Genomic DNA, 15598 nt, shown 5'->3' with positions numbered 1-15598 from the left:
ACCATTTATGAAAGCAAAACTATTAGTCAGTACGGCCTTTCTGGCAGCATCAGTATCTCTTTCCGCGCAAAAGAGTGCTACCATAACCGTACATGCCGACCAAGGCAAAGAGATTATCCCGAAAGAAATCTACGGTCAGTTTGCCGAACACCTGGGTTCATGTATCTACGGTGGTCTTTGGGTAGGCGAAAAGTCAGATATACCCAATATCAAGGGATACCGTACAGATGTATTCAATGCATTAAAAGACTTGGCTGTTCCCGTTCTACGCTGGCCGGGTGGCTGCTTTGCCGATGAGTATCATTGGATGGACGGCATCGGTCCGAAAGAAAACCGTCCGAAGATGGTGAATAACAACTGGGGCGGAACGATTGAAGATAACAGTTTCGGTACACATGAGTTCCTGAATCTTTGCGAAATGCTGGGTTGTGAGCCTTACGTAAGTGGAAATGTAGGTAGCGGTACCGTAGAAGAACTCGCCAAATGGGTGGAATATATGACCTCGGACGGGGACTCTCCCATGGCCAATCTCCGTCGTAAGAATGGTCGTGACAAAGCATGGAAGCTCAAATATCTGGGAGTAGGAAATGAAAGTTGGGGTTGTGGTGGCAGTATGCGTCCGGAATATTATGCGGACTTATACCGTCGTTATTCTACCTATTGCCGCAACTACGACGGCAACCGTCTGTTCAAAATTGCCAGCGGTGCAAGTGATTATGACTACAACTGGACAGACGTATTGATGAATCGTGTAGGACATCGTATGCAGGGGCTTTCTCTCCACTATTACACCGTAACCGGATGGAGCGGCAGCAAAGGAGCAGCCACTCAATTCAACAAGGATGATTATTATTGGACAATGGGGAAATGTCTGGAAGTGGAAGATGTGCTCAAGAAACATTGCGCCATCATGGATAAATATGACAAGGACAAAAAGATCGCTCTTTTACTCGACGAATGGGGAACCTGGTGGGATGAAGAACCGGGAACCATCAAAGGACACCTGTATCAGCAGAATACATTGCGCGATGCTTTCGTTGCTTCTTTAAGCCTTGACGTATTCCACAAATATACAGACCGCCTGAAGATGGCAAATATCGCGCAGATAGTCAATGTACTTCAATCTATGATTCTGACGAAAGACAAAGAAATGGTGCTCACTCCTACTTATTATGTCTTCAAGATGTATAAAGTACATCAGGATGCCACTTATCTTCCCATTGAGCTGACTTGCGAAAAGATGAGTGTACGTGATAACCGCACCGTTCCGATGGTAAGCGCCACAGCTTCCAAAAACAAGGATGGAGTGATTCACCTTTCTCTTTCTAATGTAGATGCTGACGAAGCACAGGAAATCACCATCAATTTGGGTGATACGAAAGCAAAAAAAGCAGTCGGAGAGATTCTGACCTCCGCCAAACTGACCGATTACAATTCTTTTGAAAACCCTAATATTGTAAAGCCGGCACCTTTCAAAGAGGTAAAAATCAATAAAGGAACAATGAAGGTAAAACTTCCTGCTAAGTCCATTGTTACTTTAGAGTTACAGTAATTTTAGGGGATTTACTTATTGTATCGCAAACAAGAAGACCGTAAAATTGTCGATAAAAAAGATAGCTCTTTTGGATTGTTAAATCCACATAAAGAGTTATCTTTGCGAACAATCTGACAGAAATCAATTAAATTTTAATGATATGAACGATAACAAACTTATGAATCGTGCAGCGGATAACATCCGTATTCTTGCTGCTTCAATGGTTGAGAAAGCCAATTCCGGTCACCCGGGTGGCGCCATGGGTGGTGCTGATTTTGTAAATGTACTCTTCTCTGAGTTTCTAGTATACGATCCTGAAAATCCCCGTTGGGAAGGACGTGACCGCTTCTTCCTGGATCCAGGCCATATGTCTCCGATGCTTTATTCTACACTGGCATTGACCGGTAAATTCACTCTGGACGAACTGAAAGAATTTCGTCAATGGGGAAGCCCTACTCCGGGACACCCAGAAGTGGATATCATGCGGGGCATTGAAAATACTTCCGGTCCGTTGGGACAAGGGCACACTTTCGCTGTGGGTGCTGCCATCGCTGCCAAATTCCTGAAAGCCCGTTTCAACGAGGTGATGAATCAAACAATCTATGCTTACATCTCTGACGGTGGTATCCAGGAAGAAATCTCTCAAGGTTCCGGACGTATTGCCGGTGCACTGGGACTGGACAACCTGATTATGTTCTATGACTCCAACGATATCCAGCTTTCTACTGAAACGAAAGATGTAACCGTTGAAGATACTGCCATGAAATATGAAGCATGGGGATGGAACGTACTTAGCATCAACGGTAATGATCCTGACGAAATCCGCGCAGCAATCAAAGAAGCACAGGCTGAAAAAGAACGCCCTACACTGATTATCGGCAAAACGGTTATGGGTAAAGGTGCACGCAAGGCAGACGGCAGCAGCTATGAAGCTAACTGCGCTACACACGGTGCTCCTCTCGGTGGCGACGCTTATGTAAATACAATCAAGAATTTGGGTGGTGATCCTACTAACCCGTTCGTTATATTCCCGGAAGTAGCCGAACTGTATGCAAAACGTGCAGAAGAGCTGAAGAAAATTGTAGCTGAGAAATATGCTGCAAAAGCAGCATGGGCGAAAGCAAACCCGGAACAAGCTGCCAAACTGGAACTTTTCTTCTCGGGCAAAGCTCCGAAAGTGGACTGGGCTGCTATCGAACAGAAAGCTGGTAGCGCTACTCGTGCTGCATCTGCCACTGTACTGGGCGCACTTGCCACACAAGTAGAAAACATGATCGTTGCTTCTGCCGACCTTTCTAACTCTGACAAGACTGACGGTTTCCTGAAAAAGACTCATTCTTTCAAGAAAGGTGATTTCAGCGGAGCATTCTTCCAGGCAGGTGTATCAGAATTGTCGATGGCTTGTATCTGTATCGGTATGTCACTCCACGGTGGTGTAATCGCTGCTTGCGGTACATTCTTCGTATTCTCCGATTACATGAAACCTGCCGTACGTATGGCTGCTTTGATGGAACAACCGGTGAAATTCATCTGGACACACGACGCATTCCGCGTAGGTGAAGACGGTCCTACTCACGAACCGGTAGAACAGGAAGCACAAATCCGCCTGATGGAAAAACTAAAGAACCACAAGGGACACAACTCTATGTTGGTACTTCGTCCGGCCGATGCAGAAGAAACAACTATTGCATGGAAACTTGCCATGGAAAATACGTCTACTCCGACAGGATTGATCTTCTCTCGCCAGAATATTGCCAACTTACCGGCAGGAACTGATTACGAACAGGCAGCTAAGGGTGCGTATATCGTAGCAGGTTCTGACGAAAATCCGGATGTAATCCTGGTAGCTTCAGGTTCTGAAGTGGCTACATTGGTAGCCGGCACAGAATTGCTGCGCAAAGATGGCGTAAAGGTACGCATTGTATCCGCTCCGTCTGAAGGTCTGTTCCGTAACCAACCGAAAGAATATCAGGAAGCTGTTCTCCCGGCAGATGCAAAGATTTTCGGTATGACTGCCGGTCTGCCTGTTAATCTTCAAGGTCTGGTAGGTTGCCACGGTAAAGTTTGGGGATTGGAATCTTTCGGTTTCTCTGCTCCTTACAAAGTGTTGGATGAGAAACTTGGATTTACTGCCGAGAACGTATATAACCAAGTAAAAGCAATGCTCTAATGAAAACAATCGGATTAGCATGCGACCATGCCGGTTTTGAACTGAAAGAATATGTTCGCGGCTGGCTGGAAGTAAAAGGCTGGGCTTACAAGGATTTCGGAACTAACTCTACCGCTAGCGTAGACTATCCGGATTATGCTCATCCACTGGCTCTTGCAGTGGAATCGGGAGAATGTTATCCCGGTATCGCTATCTGCGGCAGTGGAAACGGAATCAATATGACGCTGAACAAGCACCAGGGAATTCGTGCTGCTCTCTGCTGGAATGCAGAAATTGCGCATCTGGCTCGTCAGCACAACGACGCTAATGTTCTGGTCATGCCGGGACGCTTCATCAGCACTGAAGAAGCGGATATGATTTTGACAGAGTTCTTCTCTACAAAGTTTGATGGCGGTCGTCATCAGAACCGTATTGACAAGATTCCGGTAAAATAAAGCCTGAAGATAAATCAAACATGAGTAAAGCTGTTCTTCTTTTTGAAGGGCAGCTTTATTTTTATACTGATATCAGAGTTTCTTGTATATGAGGTTATGAAAGGAAAGTACTTATCGCACCAACCCCACAATAAACTGATAACAAAAATAACCGCAAACAACAAACTTTAGAAAAGTTCCGAATATAAATCCGATTAATGAACCTACACCGGATTTGAGTGCTTGGAAAAACTCTTTATTTCCCAATAATTCACCAATCACCGCTCCTAGAAAAGGACCAAGAATAATTCCCCAAGGCAAAAAAAGAAGGCCGACAAGAGTTCCTATAATACATCCCCAATTTCCCCATTTACTACCGCCACTATACTTGCTCCCCAGCATCGGCATGAAGTAATCCAATACTTGCAAAACGACCACAATCAAAAGCCACACAATTAATTGTGTTGTAGTATATTGCACTTTATCGGTAAGATCCAGAATGACCAGCCCTAAATAAGCAATGGGAGTACCGGGAAGAAACGGAAGGATACAACCCGCCAACCCAGCTATCATACAAAGCACGCCAATTACAATCAAAATAATATCTAGCATAGTCTGTTCTTTTTTAATTCTGCACAAAAATACCGTATCTTTCAGTAAAAACAAGCTAACATCAAGAATTTTTCTACCCCTTTCCCCTTCACTGCCTGCTTAATAATGACAAGAGCGTGTAGCATATCAGAGGATAATCCGCCTCTACTATACAATATACAATAAAGTCCAAACGTTGTAAATTTCCGTCTTCATTTGCCCCATTTACACAAATAAAAACTATCTTTGCGTTTCAGAATCCCGAAAGACGAAAGAAATGGAGCAAATAGACAACCTAAAAGAGCTTATCAATCAGGGGGATGTGGACACAGCGATTAAGCAATTGGACCAGCTTCTCCAGGACACTTCTGTCGAAAAAGAGAAAGATACTCTTTACTATTTACGGGGAAATGCCTACCGAAAAAAAGGAGATTGGAAGCGGGCACTGGACAACTACCAGTATGCCATCGAGCTCAATCCGGACAGCCCTGCCGTTCAGGCCCGGAAAATGGCAATTGATATCCTCAATTTCTACCACAAAGATATGTTTAATCAATAATCGAACTCAAAGATAACGTAATAAAATAAAGATTATGGCAAAAATCAAAGGAGCAATCGTAGTCGACACGGAGCGTTGCAAAGGATGCAACCTGTGTGTAGTGGCATGTCCGCTCGATGTAATCGCCCTCAATAAAGAGGTAAATATGAAAGGCTATAACTATGCCTGGCAAGTAAAAGAAGATACCTGCAACGGATGCAGCTCGTGTGCAACGGTTTGTCCGGACGGATGTATTTCAGTGTATAAAGTAAAAGTAGAATAAAAGAAAAGAATATGGCAGAAGAAGTTGTATTAATGAAAGGAAACGAAGCCATCGCCCATGCAGCTATCCGCTGCGGTGCGGATGGATACTTCGGATATCCTATTACTCCCCAATCGGAAGTGTTGGAAACGCTGGCCGAACTGAAACCGTGGGAAACAACCGGCATGGTAGTACTCCAGGCAGAAAGTGAAGTGGCAGCTATCAATATGGTATATGGAGGTGCAGGTAGTGGAAAAATGGTTATGACATCATCCTCAAGTCCTGGTGTAAGTCTGAAACAGGAAGGTATCTCTTACATCGCAGGTGCCGAACTTCCTTGTCTGATTGTGAATGTGATGCGTGGCGGTCCCGGACTGGGAACCATCCAACCGAGCCAGGCAGACTACTTCCAGACTGTAAAAGGTGGTGGTCATGGTGACTACAGACTGATAGCACTCGCACCGGCATCCGTACAGGAAATGGCGGATTTCGTAGCACTGGGATTCGAATTGGCATTCAAATACCGTAATCCGGCTATTATTCTTGCTGATGGTGTGATCGGACAGATGATGGAAAAAGTAGTTCTTCCTGCTCAAAAAGCACGCCGCACGGAAGCGGAAGTAATCGAACAATGCCCATGGGCTACTACCGGAAAGGCGAAAGGGCGCAAACCGAACATTATCACTTCTCTGGAACTGAAACCGGAAGCAATGGAAATCAACAACCTCCGCTTCCAGGCCAAGTATCGTAAAATCGAAGAAAACGAAGTACGTTTTGAAGAAATAAACTGCGAAGATGCAGAATATCTGATCATCGCCTTTGGTTCAATGGCACGCATTGGCCAAAAAGCAATGGAACTGGCTCGTGAAAAGGGTATCAAAGTAGGTATTCTGCGTCCGATCACCTTGTGGCCATTCCCGACAAAGGCAATTGCCTCTTATGCTGATAAAGTAAAGGGCATGCTTGTTACGGAACTGAATGCCGGACAGATGATTGAAGATGTCCGCCTGGCTGTTAACGGTAAAATAAAGGTAGAACATTTCGGACGCCTCGGCGGTATTGTGCCCGACCCGGATGAAATTGTAACTGCCTTGGAAGAAAAAATAATGTAATTAGACGATTAGACTATTTACGATTTACGACTAAAGTAACTATGGTAAGTCGCAAAATAATCTTAATCGTAAATCGTAAATAAAAAATAGTAAATAAAGCGATGAATCCCGATAAAATAAGAAACGTACTGAATATCCTCTTTATGATATTGGCCGTCGCAGCCATCATCATCTATTTTGTAGCCAAAGAAGATTTCAAAATGTTTATCTACGTATGCGGCGCGGCAATCTTTGTCAAGCTGATGGAGTTTTTTATACGGTTCACCAACAGATAAGGAGAAGAAGTTATGACTAAAGAAGAAATAATCAAACCCGAGAATCTGGTTTACAAAAAACCGACTCTGATGAACGATAACGCCATGCACTACTGTCCGGGCTGCAGTCACGGCGTGGTACACAAACTCATTGCCGAAGTAATAGAGGAAATGGGCATGGAAGATAAAACAGTGGGAATCTCTCCGGTAGGATGTGCGGTTTTCGCCTATAACTATCTGGACATTGACTGGCAAGAAGCAGCACACGGGCGCGCTCCTGCTGTGGCAACCGCTGTCAAACGCTTGTGGCCGGACCGTCTCGTATTTACATACCAAGGCGACGGTGACTTGGCCTGTATCGGTACAGCTGAAACCATACATGCTTTGAACCGTGGCGAAAACATTACGATTATCTTTATCAACAATGCCATCTATGGTATGACAGGTGGTCAAATGGCCCCGACTACACTGGTAGGAATGAAGAGTTCGACTTGTCCTTACGGACGTGACGTGGAACTTCATGGCTATCCGCTGAAGATTACTGAAATCGCTGCCCAATTGGAAGGAACCGCTTACGTAACCCGCCAGTCCGTACAATCCGTACCGGCTATCCGCAAAGCTAAGAAAGCAATCCGTAAGGCGTTTGAGAATTCCATGAGCGGTAAAGGTTCCAACCTGGTGGAAATCGTTTCTACTTGCAGCTCCGGCTGGAAGATGACTCCCGAAAAAGCAAACAAATGGATGGAAGAACACATGTTCCCATTCTATCCGCTAGGTGATTTAAAAGATAAAGAATAACGCTAAAAGTCAACAGAACAATGAAAGAAGAAATTATTATAGCAGGCTTCGGTGGACAAGGCGTATTGTCTATGGGTAAGATTCTGGCATATTCCGGTCTGATGGAAGGCAAAGAAGTGAGCTGGATGCCGGCTTATGGTCCTGAACAACGAGGTGGAACGGCCAACGTTACAGTTATTGTAAGCGACGACAAGATATCTTCACCGATTCTAAGTAAATATGATGCTGCCATCATTCTGAACCAGCCTTCACTCGAGAAGTTCGAAAGCAAAGTGAAACCCGGCGGTATCCTGATTTATGACGGTTACGGAATTATCCACCCTCCTACTCGCAAGGATATCAAAGTATATCGTATTGACGCAATGGATGCAGCCAACGAGATGAACAATGCCAAAGCATTCAACATGATCGTACTTGGCGGTTTATTGAAACTTCGTCCGGTTGTAACTTTGGAGAATGTGGTTAAAGGATTGAAGAAAACCTTGCCGGAACGCCACCACCACTTGATTCCTATGAACGAGGAAGCTATCAAGAAAGGGATGGAGTTAATCCGTGAGGTTTAATAAATTAAAAATTAAGAATTGAGAATTAAGAAATAATTGCTCGCCAAGTAAAGGATGCAACATATTTTTCAATTCTCAATTCTCAATTCTCAATTAAAGTAAGTATCTTTGCCTCCAATTATGAGACGAATCTTACTATTATATATATTACTTTCCGTTATAGGTTTGACGACTGTTCAGGCACAGTTCGATAATGGTCGCCAGAGAGTAGACGAAAACGGATACGACCAATACGGAAATCAGGTAGACCCTGCCATGATTCCGGACAGATTGGATAGTGCAAATGTCGAAGTACAGGGATTGCCTCCAAAATTGTATATGTGGCGTATCAAAAACCAGTTGGGCGACCGGACCATAGTACCGGCAGATACAGCCTTTCATCATTTCCAGAATTCAAACCTGACCGAAGGACTTACCGGACATTACAATTATCTGGCCAATATGGGTTCTCCCCGTATGTCACGCATCTTCTTTGACCGCCGTGACCCGGAACCGACTATTTTCATGGAGCCTTTCTCCAGTTTCTTTATTCGTCCTACGGAATTTAATTTTACCAACAGTAACGTACCTTATACGAATCTGACGTATCACAAAGCCGGTAATAAAGTGAACGGGGAAGAGCGTTTCAAATCTTACTTCTCTGTCAATGTAAACAAGAAACTGGCTTTCGGCTTTAATATAGATTACCTGTACGGACGAGGATATTACAATAATCAGAATACGGCGTATTTTAACGCAGCTGTTTTCGGTAGCTATATCGGCGACAAATATCAGATGCAAGCTATATACAGCAACAATTACCTGAAAACAAACGAAAACGGAGGTATTGAGGACGACCGCTATATCACTGCACCGGAAGAAATGGCGCAAGGTCAAAGAGAATATGAGTCAACCAATATTCCTACCGTACTAAATGCAACGACCAACCGTAACCATGACTTTTATGTCTTCCTGACCCAACGATATAATCTGGGATTCAGTCGTGACATACCACAGGCTGAAAATGACACCACTCCCGCCAAACAGGAGTTTGTCCCCGTTACCAGTTTTATACACACCATCCAGGTAGAACGGGCACGGCATACCTTCAACTCGAATGATGATATGCGCGAGAAGAATTATTATCAAAACACTTATTTAGACCCAGATAATCCTACGGCCAGAGACAGTACCACCTATGTAGGAATCAAGAATACCATAGGTATTGCTCTATTGGAAGGCTTTAATAAATATGCCAAAGCCGGATTGACGGCATTCGCTTCCTATAAAATCAGCAAGTATACATTGATGAATATGGAAGGAAATCCGTTGCCCGACAAATACAACGAAAATGAAATATTTGTTGGAGGAGAATTATCCAAACGTGAAGGAAATGTACTTCATTACCATGCTATCGGAGAAGTGGGATTGGCAGGAAAAGCCATCGGACAATTTAATGTAAAAGGAGATATTGACCTGAACTTCCCGTTATGGAAAGATACCGTCAGTCTGATAGCCCGTGGTGAAGTCAGCAATAAGCTTGCTCCTTTCTATATGCGCCATTATCATTCCAAGCATTTTATGTGGGACGACGATATGGACAAGGAATTCCGTACCCGTATTGAGGGGGAATTGAGCATTGCACGTTGGAGGACACGCCTGAAAGCAGGAGTTGAAAACATCAAGAACTATACTTACTTCAACCAAGAAGCAACACCGGAACAGAACAGCGGAAGTATACAGGTATTATCTGCAAGTCTTAATCAGGACTTCAAGTTGGGAATCTTCCATCTGGACAATGAAGTGACCTGGCAGAAATCCAGTGACCAGACTGTACTTCCCCTACCTGATCTCTCGCTATATCATAACTTCTATATGCAGTTCAAACTGGCGAAGAAAGTACTTAGTGTGCAATTGGGAGCCGACGTGCGTTATTTCAGCAAATACAATGCACCTGCCTATATGCCGGCCATTCAGAATTTTCATCTGCAACCGACAGACGACCAAGTACAGATAGGAGGTTATCCGATTGTGAATGTATATGCAAATTTACATTTAAAGCGTACACGTTTCTATGTAATGATGTATCACGTGAACCAGGGCATGAGCAGTCCGAATTACTTTTTGTCTCCGCACTACCCCATCAACCCACGTGTGCTGAAATTCGGTCTTTCATGGAATTTCTATGATTAACAAAAACTATACGGCTTATGGCATCACGCCCCAAATTGAGACTGTTCAGATATTTAGTGCCAGTGATTGTTGTATTGGCATTTATCTCCTCTTTCCGTCAATGCGGCAAGCAGGAAAAACCTGCGGGACATCCGCGTGATTATGCTGCCATTGCCAAAGAGGGTATCATACGTGTAGCCACTGAATATAATTCCATCAGTTTTTATGTAGACAGTGACACTGTTTCCGGTTTTCATTACGAACTGATCCAGGCATTCGCCCGGGACAAAGGGCTCAAAGCCGAAATAACACCTATCATGAGTTTCGAAAAGCGGTTGGAAGGATTAAGCGAGGGACGTTATGATGTGATTGCTTATGGCATATTAGCCACCAGCAAGTTAAAAGACTCTCTGCTTCTCACCTCTCCCATTTTCCTCAACAAGCAAGTGCTGGTGCAACGCAAAGAAACTGGAGAGAATGATTCGCTCTATATCCGTACCCAGCTGGATTTAGCCCAGCGAACACTTCCATGTCGTAAAAGGTTCTCCTTCTATTTTGCGTATTCAGAATTTAGGCAATGAGATCGGAGACACGATCTATATCAAAGAGATTGATAAATACGGTTCCGAACAATTGATATCAATGGTAGCGCATGGAGACATCGACTATGCCGTTTGTGACGAAAGTATCGCACTGGCAGCAGCAGATTCGTTGCCGCAAATAGATATTAATACAGCTATCAGCTTCACGCAGTTCTACTCATGGGCAGTCAGCAAACAATCCCCCGCCTTACTCGATAGTTTGAATACATGGCTGGATAAATTCCAAAAGGAAAAGGAATACCAAAAGATTTATAAGAAATACTATGATAAAGAATAACCTTATTTCTATTACACAAAAACTTCGATTCCATATACGTTCATTTTCTTTTATAGCTTTCTTGATTCTCCTGACTATCTGCTTTCCACGGACCCATGCCGCAGAAAGCGGGATATTCAATTTCTCGAATATCAATCTCAAGAATGGCTTGTCGCAACTATCAGTCCTTGCCATTGCCCAAGACTCCAAAGGGTATATCTGGTTTGCCACCCGCAATGGATTAAACAAATACGACGGGGAGAAATTTACTGTATACAAGCATGATAACGATGATCCTCATTCATTGTCGGACAATCATATCACCTGCCTGTTGCCGGACGATGCAAATGACGGATTGTGGGTAGGCACCAATAACGGGCTTAATTATATCAATCTCAAAACCAATCAGATTACCAAATATCAAACGAACGATTATCCAAACATGGCAGGAAACAACATTGCCGTTCTTCAATTTGACCAGTCCGGAAATCTGTGGGTTGGTACCCGAACGGGGTTATGTATATGGTACCCCCGTTCCGGGGAATTCAAGAAGAAATACTCCGACCAAATCCCGGAGAATGAAGCAATCATGCAGCTTTATATTGATGCAGAAAAACGGCTTTATATTGGTACCCACCGTCACGGATTATTTATCTGTACGCCTGAAATGGAGTTGATTCAGCAACTCAATAAAAGCACACTGCCTGCCCTGTCGGACGACGCAATCAGTTGTATTTTCGAAGACTCCCGGCATCAGATATGGATAGGAACAGAAACCAGGGGACTGAATAAATGGAACCCGAAGACCAAAGACTTATCCATCTACAATCAGAAAAACAGCGGACTGACAAATGACTATATCCGTTGCATCACCGAGCAGGACCAGAAATTGATTATCGGGACGTTTGACGGACTTAGTATTCTGGATTTAAGAAACGATGATATATCCAAGTACAACCGGTTCGATGCCAACCAGAACAGCCTAAGTCATTTTTCCGTCCGCAGTATCTACATCGACCGGGAAAAAACGCTCTGGGTAGGTACCTACTCCGGTGGTGTGAACTACTATAACCCGCTCAATAACCGATTCATCTTTTACCATCCGGTAGAGAATAACAACCAGAAGTTATATAATATCTTTGGCACGATGGTGTATGATTCCACTTCATTGTGGATTGCAACAGAGGGAGGAGGATTAATGCAGTTCGATCCCATCACCAAGAAATATACCAACTTCCTGATTGAACAGACCTCCCAAGGATTGTTTAACAAGAACATCATCAAATCCCTGTTACTGGACGGAGATTACATCTGGTGTGGCACAAGTACCGGAGGAGTCTATAAATTCCATATTCCCTCCAGAAAGTTCACATTAGTATATTCATTCGACCGGGAAAAAAATATAGCTATCTATACTTTTTATAAAGATGCAGAGAATAATCTATGGATTGGAACGACAGCCGACAAAGGACTGGTGAAACTGTCTCCGGACGGAAAAATCACGAATCAGTTCCCGTATGGCAAAGAGAAGAAGGAGTTTGTCAACTTTACCAGTCTCCGGAGTTTCCTGCCACTGAATGCCCATACCTTTCTGATAGGAACCCGGTCGTTCGGGCTCTACGAATATGATATGCAAAAAGGAACGGTGCTCCGTTGCAATATGTCAGAGACAAATCCCAATCAGAAACTCGAAAATAACTACATCACTTCCATGGTGCGCAAAGCGAACGGCGAAATCTGGTTCAGCACTTTCGGAGGAGGAATATACCTGTATAAACAAGGAACAGGCGTCGTCAAACATATTGGCAAGAAAGAGGGGCTACCCAATAATGAGGTATATGCCATGGTGGAGCACAATAATAACTTATGGATTAGTGTCGATAAGGAAATAGCCGAGCTGAATACCAAGACCGGGCAGATACGTAGTTATGACTGTTTTGTCGGTTCTGAAACGTTGGAGTTTACACCGCAGGGAGTCATCAGTCTGCCCCACGGTGAGATCTACTTTAGCGGAAGCAATGGTTTCCTTTCTTTTACCCCCGGCTCTCTCCTAAAGAATAACACCATGCCGCCGGTAGTACTGACCCAACTGACCGTAAACAATAAGGTTATCACACCGAATGATGATACTCATCTGCTGGATAGTGCCCCGGATGATACACAAACATTGGTACTTGCCTATAATCAAAATAATTTTTCCATTGCATACAGTGCCTTGAACTACATTTTGCATAAACAGAACCAATATGCCTATAAACTCTCCGGTCACGACGAAGACTGGAATTACGTAGGTAGTCGTAAAGAAGCATTCTATACCAACATCGCTCCGGGAAAATATACATTCCAGGTCATAGCATCCAACAATGACGGCGTATGGAATGAAACCGGAAAGAAAATGGAAATCATCATTCGCTCTCCGTGGTGGGGAACGCCACTGGCCTATATTCTCTATGTCCTATCCGCATTGGGAATCATGTTTACTATCGGCTATTATATGTACAGTAAGCATAAACTGGAACTGGACTTGCGCATGAAGCAAATGGAAAAACAACGCATGGAAGAATTCCATCAGACAAAGCTACACCTGTTCACCAACTTCTCGCATGAGTTACGTACTCCACTGACACTTATCATCAGTCCGTTGGAAGAGTTGATGAAACGGGCAGAAGTTCCCCAGTTTATCAGAACACAACTGGAAATGATTCTGAAAAATGCCCGCCGATTATTACTTCTCGTCAATCAATTGATGGATTTACAGAAGAACCAGAGTGGTAATCTTACTCTCCAACTGTCTCAAAGCGACCTGAATGCTTTCCTGCTCGAAATATTCTATACATTCAGGCAGATTGCCGAAAGCAAACGGATTCACTTTGAATATCAGGCCCCTCAAGGTGAGGTGACAGCCTGCTTCGATCAGGGCTTACTCGAAAAAGCTGTTTTCAATTTATTGTCGAATGCTTTCAAATTCACAGTACCGGGAGATACGATCACTCTGCGTTTATTGCTGATTACAGATATAGACACTCTCCGCCAAGAACATAGCGACTGGCTATCGGAACATTCTCCGCTTATCACCTCCCATCAGGGAAGTTATTTAGTGATTCAGGTAGCAGATACGGGAAAAGGAATTCCAGAAGATGAACGTACCCAAATCTTCACTCCCTTCTACCAGGTTGGTCACACGACAGGTAGCGAGAATATGAATGGCACAGGTATCGGATTAAGCCTGACTCAATCTGTTGTTCATCTGCATCACGGAGAAATTGGAGTCACAGCCAATACCCCCAAAGGAAGCGTATTCACTATCCTATTGCCAAACCACACCATGACAGAAGAAGAGGTAGCGGATGCCGTTGTTCTCCCGGAAGAAACCAATGAACAAGTAGAAAAGGGTATGTCCGGAGCCATTGATTCCGAAAACACCGTTTCCGGAGCCACTCCATCCCTACCCGGCAAAACAGTTCTATTGGTAGAAGACAACGAAGAGATACGAAGTTACGTAAAAGGACACTTGGAACAATATTACCATGTACTGGAAGCCGACAACGGTTCGGATGCTTTTGAAATTGTCCTGAAAGAATTTCCCGACCTAGTGGTGACGGACATTATGATGCCCGGTATCGACGGACTGGAACTTTGTTCACTTATCAAGAACAATTTGCAGACAGGACATATTCCCGTTATTCTACTCACTGCCCGCACGATGGTGATGCATGTCAAAGAAGGATTCTTGTCGGGAGCAGACGATTATGTAGTCAAACCATTTAATATTGATGTCCTGCTGGTACGTATCTACAATCTTCTGGCACAGCGGGAGAAGCTAAAATCCGTATATAGCAAAAACTTCTCCCTGCAATCCATGGGAATTGAAGTGGAAACGACCTCTGCCGATGAGAAATTCATGCAGAAACTATTCAAAATCATTGAAAAGTATCTCACTGACCCCGATTTGAAAGTAGACAAAATCTGTGAAGAGATGGGATTCAGCCGGAGCAACCTTTACCGGAAACTGAAAGCTATCACCGACCTGCCGTTGAATGACCTTATCCGTCATAAACGTTTGGAAATAGCTACACAAATGCTGAAGCAAACAGAAATGAACATTACCGAAATTGCAACGGCTACGGGATTCAGTACTCTTGCCTATTTCACGAAATGTTTCAAATCAGCTTACGGTGTTTCTCCATCGGAATATCAAAAGTCACATTCAGGCCATACAGATATTGATACCATCCGGAAATAGCCGATTTACAAAATCGTCCCAAACAATAAAAAATGTCCCAACAAGGCTTACAGAGCGGATTTTTTTATTTGTTTGGGATGAAAATGCAAACATCTGGCATCATTAGACAAA

The 15598-nt window shown here is 43.8% G+C and carries 12 protein-coding genes and 1 pseudogene; 12 read left to right on the top strand and 1 reads right to left on the bottom strand.

What is annotated here, in order from left to right; all coding sequences use genetic code 11:
• Window positions 1–7: 7 nt before the first annotated feature.
• The 3 genes from NXX38_RS16240 (at window position 8) to rpiB (ending at window position 4138) form a co-directional block, all read left to right on the top strand.
• Window positions 8–1552 carry an alpha-N-arabinofuranosidase gene (locus tag NXX38_RS16240; protein WP_148366260.1) on the top strand — a complete coding sequence of 515 codons (1545 nt, stop codon included), beginning with the start codon at window positions 8–10 and terminating at the stop codon, window positions 1550–1552.
• Window positions 1553–1694: 142 nt separating this feature from the next.
• On the top strand, window positions 1695–3704 hold the full coding sequence (locus NXX38_RS16235; RefSeq protein ID WP_258980213.1) for a transketolase: 2010 nt from the start codon (window positions 1695–1697) through the stop codon (window positions 3702–3704).
• Window positions 3704–4138 (top strand): ribose 5-phosphate isomerase B, encoded by a 435-nt coding sequence (gene rpiB, locus NXX38_RS16230; protein WP_004309178.1) that lies wholly within the window; start codon window positions 3704–3706, stop codon window positions 4136–4138. Before NXX38_RS16235 ends, rpiB begins: the two co-directional genes overlap by 1 nt.
• 111 nt (window positions 4139–4249) lie before the next feature.
• On the opposite strand, the gene NXX38_RS16225 is transcribed toward rpiB, so the two are convergent.
• Window positions 4250–4729, bottom strand: coding sequence for a DUF456 domain-containing protein (locus tag NXX38_RS16225; RefSeq protein ID WP_074556510.1), 480 nt, complete (start codon window positions 4727–4729; stop codon window positions 4250–4252).
• Window positions 4730–4985: 256 nt separating this feature from the next.
• Between NXX38_RS16225 and NXX38_RS16220 the strand changes: the two genes are divergently transcribed.
• The 9 genes and pseudogenes from NXX38_RS16220 to NXX38_RS16180 all read left to right on the top strand — a co-directional run bounded on the left by NXX38_RS16220 (window position 4986) and on the right by NXX38_RS16180 (window position 15487).
• On the top strand, window positions 4986–5267 hold the full coding sequence (locus NXX38_RS16220) for a tol-pal system YbgF family protein (RefSeq protein WP_008999149.1): 282 nt from the start codon (window positions 4986–4988) through the stop codon (window positions 5265–5267).
• Window positions 5268–5301: 34 nt separating this feature from the next.
• Window positions 5302–5529, top strand: coding sequence for a ferredoxin family protein (locus NXX38_RS16215; RefSeq protein WP_004297419.1), 228 nt, complete (start codon window positions 5302–5304; stop codon window positions 5527–5529).
• A gap of 11 nt (window positions 5530–5540) precedes the next feature.
• On the top strand, window positions 5541–6620 hold the full coding sequence (locus NXX38_RS16210; RefSeq protein ID WP_074556453.1) for a 3-methyl-2-oxobutanoate dehydrogenase subunit VorB: 1080 nt from the start codon (window positions 5541–5543) through the stop codon (window positions 6618–6620).
• Window positions 6621–6721: 101 nt separating this feature from the next.
• On the top strand, window positions 6722–6895 hold the full coding sequence (locus NXX38_RS16205; RefSeq protein WP_008999147.1) for a hypothetical protein: 174 nt from the start codon (window positions 6722–6724) through the stop codon (window positions 6893–6895).
• A 12-nt stretch (window positions 6896–6907) separates the two neighbouring features.
• Window positions 6908–7672, top strand: coding sequence for a thiamine pyrophosphate-dependent enzyme (locus NXX38_RS16200; protein ID WP_005677852.1), 765 nt, complete (start codon window positions 6908–6910; stop codon window positions 7670–7672).
• Between the two features lie 20 nt (window positions 7673–7692).
• On the top strand, window positions 7693–8235 hold the full coding sequence (locus tag NXX38_RS16195; protein WP_074556452.1) for a 2-oxoacid:acceptor oxidoreductase family protein: 543 nt from the start codon (window positions 7693–7695) through the stop codon (window positions 8233–8235).
• A gap of 120 nt (window positions 8236–8355) precedes the next feature.
• The gene (locus NXX38_RS16190; protein WP_195649081.1) at window positions 8356–10407 is read left to right on the top strand and encodes a putative porin; all 2052 of its coding nucleotides are present in this window, start codon (window positions 8356–8358) and stop codon (window positions 10405–10407) included.
• A 17-nt stretch (window positions 10408–10424) separates the two neighbouring features.
• Window positions 10425–11265, top strand: a pseudogene (locus NXX38_RS16185) (transporter substrate-binding domain-containing protein).
• Complete coding sequence (locus NXX38_RS16180) at window positions 11252–15487, top strand: two-component regulator propeller domain-containing protein (protein ID WP_258980207.1); 4236 nt, start codon at window positions 11252–11254, stop codon at window positions 15485–15487. The pseudogene NXX38_RS16185 and the gene NXX38_RS16180 overlap by 14 nt, the downstream one beginning before the upstream one ends.
• Window positions 15488–15598: the final 111 nt, after the last annotated feature.

It is taken from the genome of Bacteroides sp. BFG-637 (genome assembly GCF_024793605.1).
In the GTDB taxonomy this organism is placed as follows: Bacteria; Bacteroidota; Bacteroidia; order Bacteroidales; family Bacteroidaceae; genus Bacteroides; species Bacteroides vicugnae.
The sequence above is the reverse complement of the archived record's forward strand: the minus strand, read 5'-3'. Positions and strand labels throughout refer to the sequence as shown.

Bases quoted from the DNA above. Each gene is read 5' to 3' on its own strand.
- NXX38_RS16240 (WP_148366260.1), top strand. From the start codon at position 8: ATGAAAGCAAAACTATTAGTCAGTACGGCCTTTCTGGCAGCATCAGTA.
- NXX38_RS16235 (WP_258980213.1), top strand. From the start codon at position 1,695: ATGAACGATAACAAACTTATGAATCGTGCAGCGGATAACATCCGTATT.
- rpiB (WP_004309178.1), top strand. From the start codon at position 3,704: ATGAAAACAATCGGATTAGCATGCGACCATGCCGGTTTTGAACTGAAA.
- NXX38_RS16225 (WP_074556510.1), bottom strand. From the start codon at position 4,729: ATGCTAGATATTATTTTGATTGTAATTGGCGTGCTTTGTATGATAGCT.
- NXX38_RS16220 (WP_008999149.1), top strand. From the start codon at position 4,986: ATGGAGCAAATAGACAACCTAAAAGAGCTTATCAATCAGGGGGATGTG.
- NXX38_RS16215 (WP_004297419.1), top strand. From the start codon at position 5,302: ATGGCAAAAATCAAAGGAGCAATCGTAGTCGACACGGAGCGTTGCAAA.
- NXX38_RS16210 (WP_074556453.1), top strand. From the start codon at position 5,541: ATGGCAGAAGAAGTTGTATTAATGAAAGGAAACGAAGCCATCGCCCAT.
- NXX38_RS16205 (WP_008999147.1), top strand. From the start codon at position 6,722: ATGAATCCCGATAAAATAAGAAACGTACTGAATATCCTCTTTATGATA.
- NXX38_RS16200 (WP_005677852.1), top strand. From the start codon at position 6,908: ATGACTAAAGAAGAAATAATCAAACCCGAGAATCTGGTTTACAAAAAA.
- NXX38_RS16195 (WP_074556452.1), top strand. From the start codon at position 7,693: ATGAAAGAAGAAATTATTATAGCAGGCTTCGGTGGACAAGGCGTATTG.
- NXX38_RS16190 (WP_195649081.1), top strand. From the start codon at position 8,356: ATGAGACGAATCTTACTATTATATATATTACTTTCCGTTATAGGTTTG.
- NXX38_RS16180 (WP_258980207.1), top strand. From the start codon at position 11,252: ATGATAAAGAATAACCTTATTTCTATTACACAAAAACTTCGATTCCAT.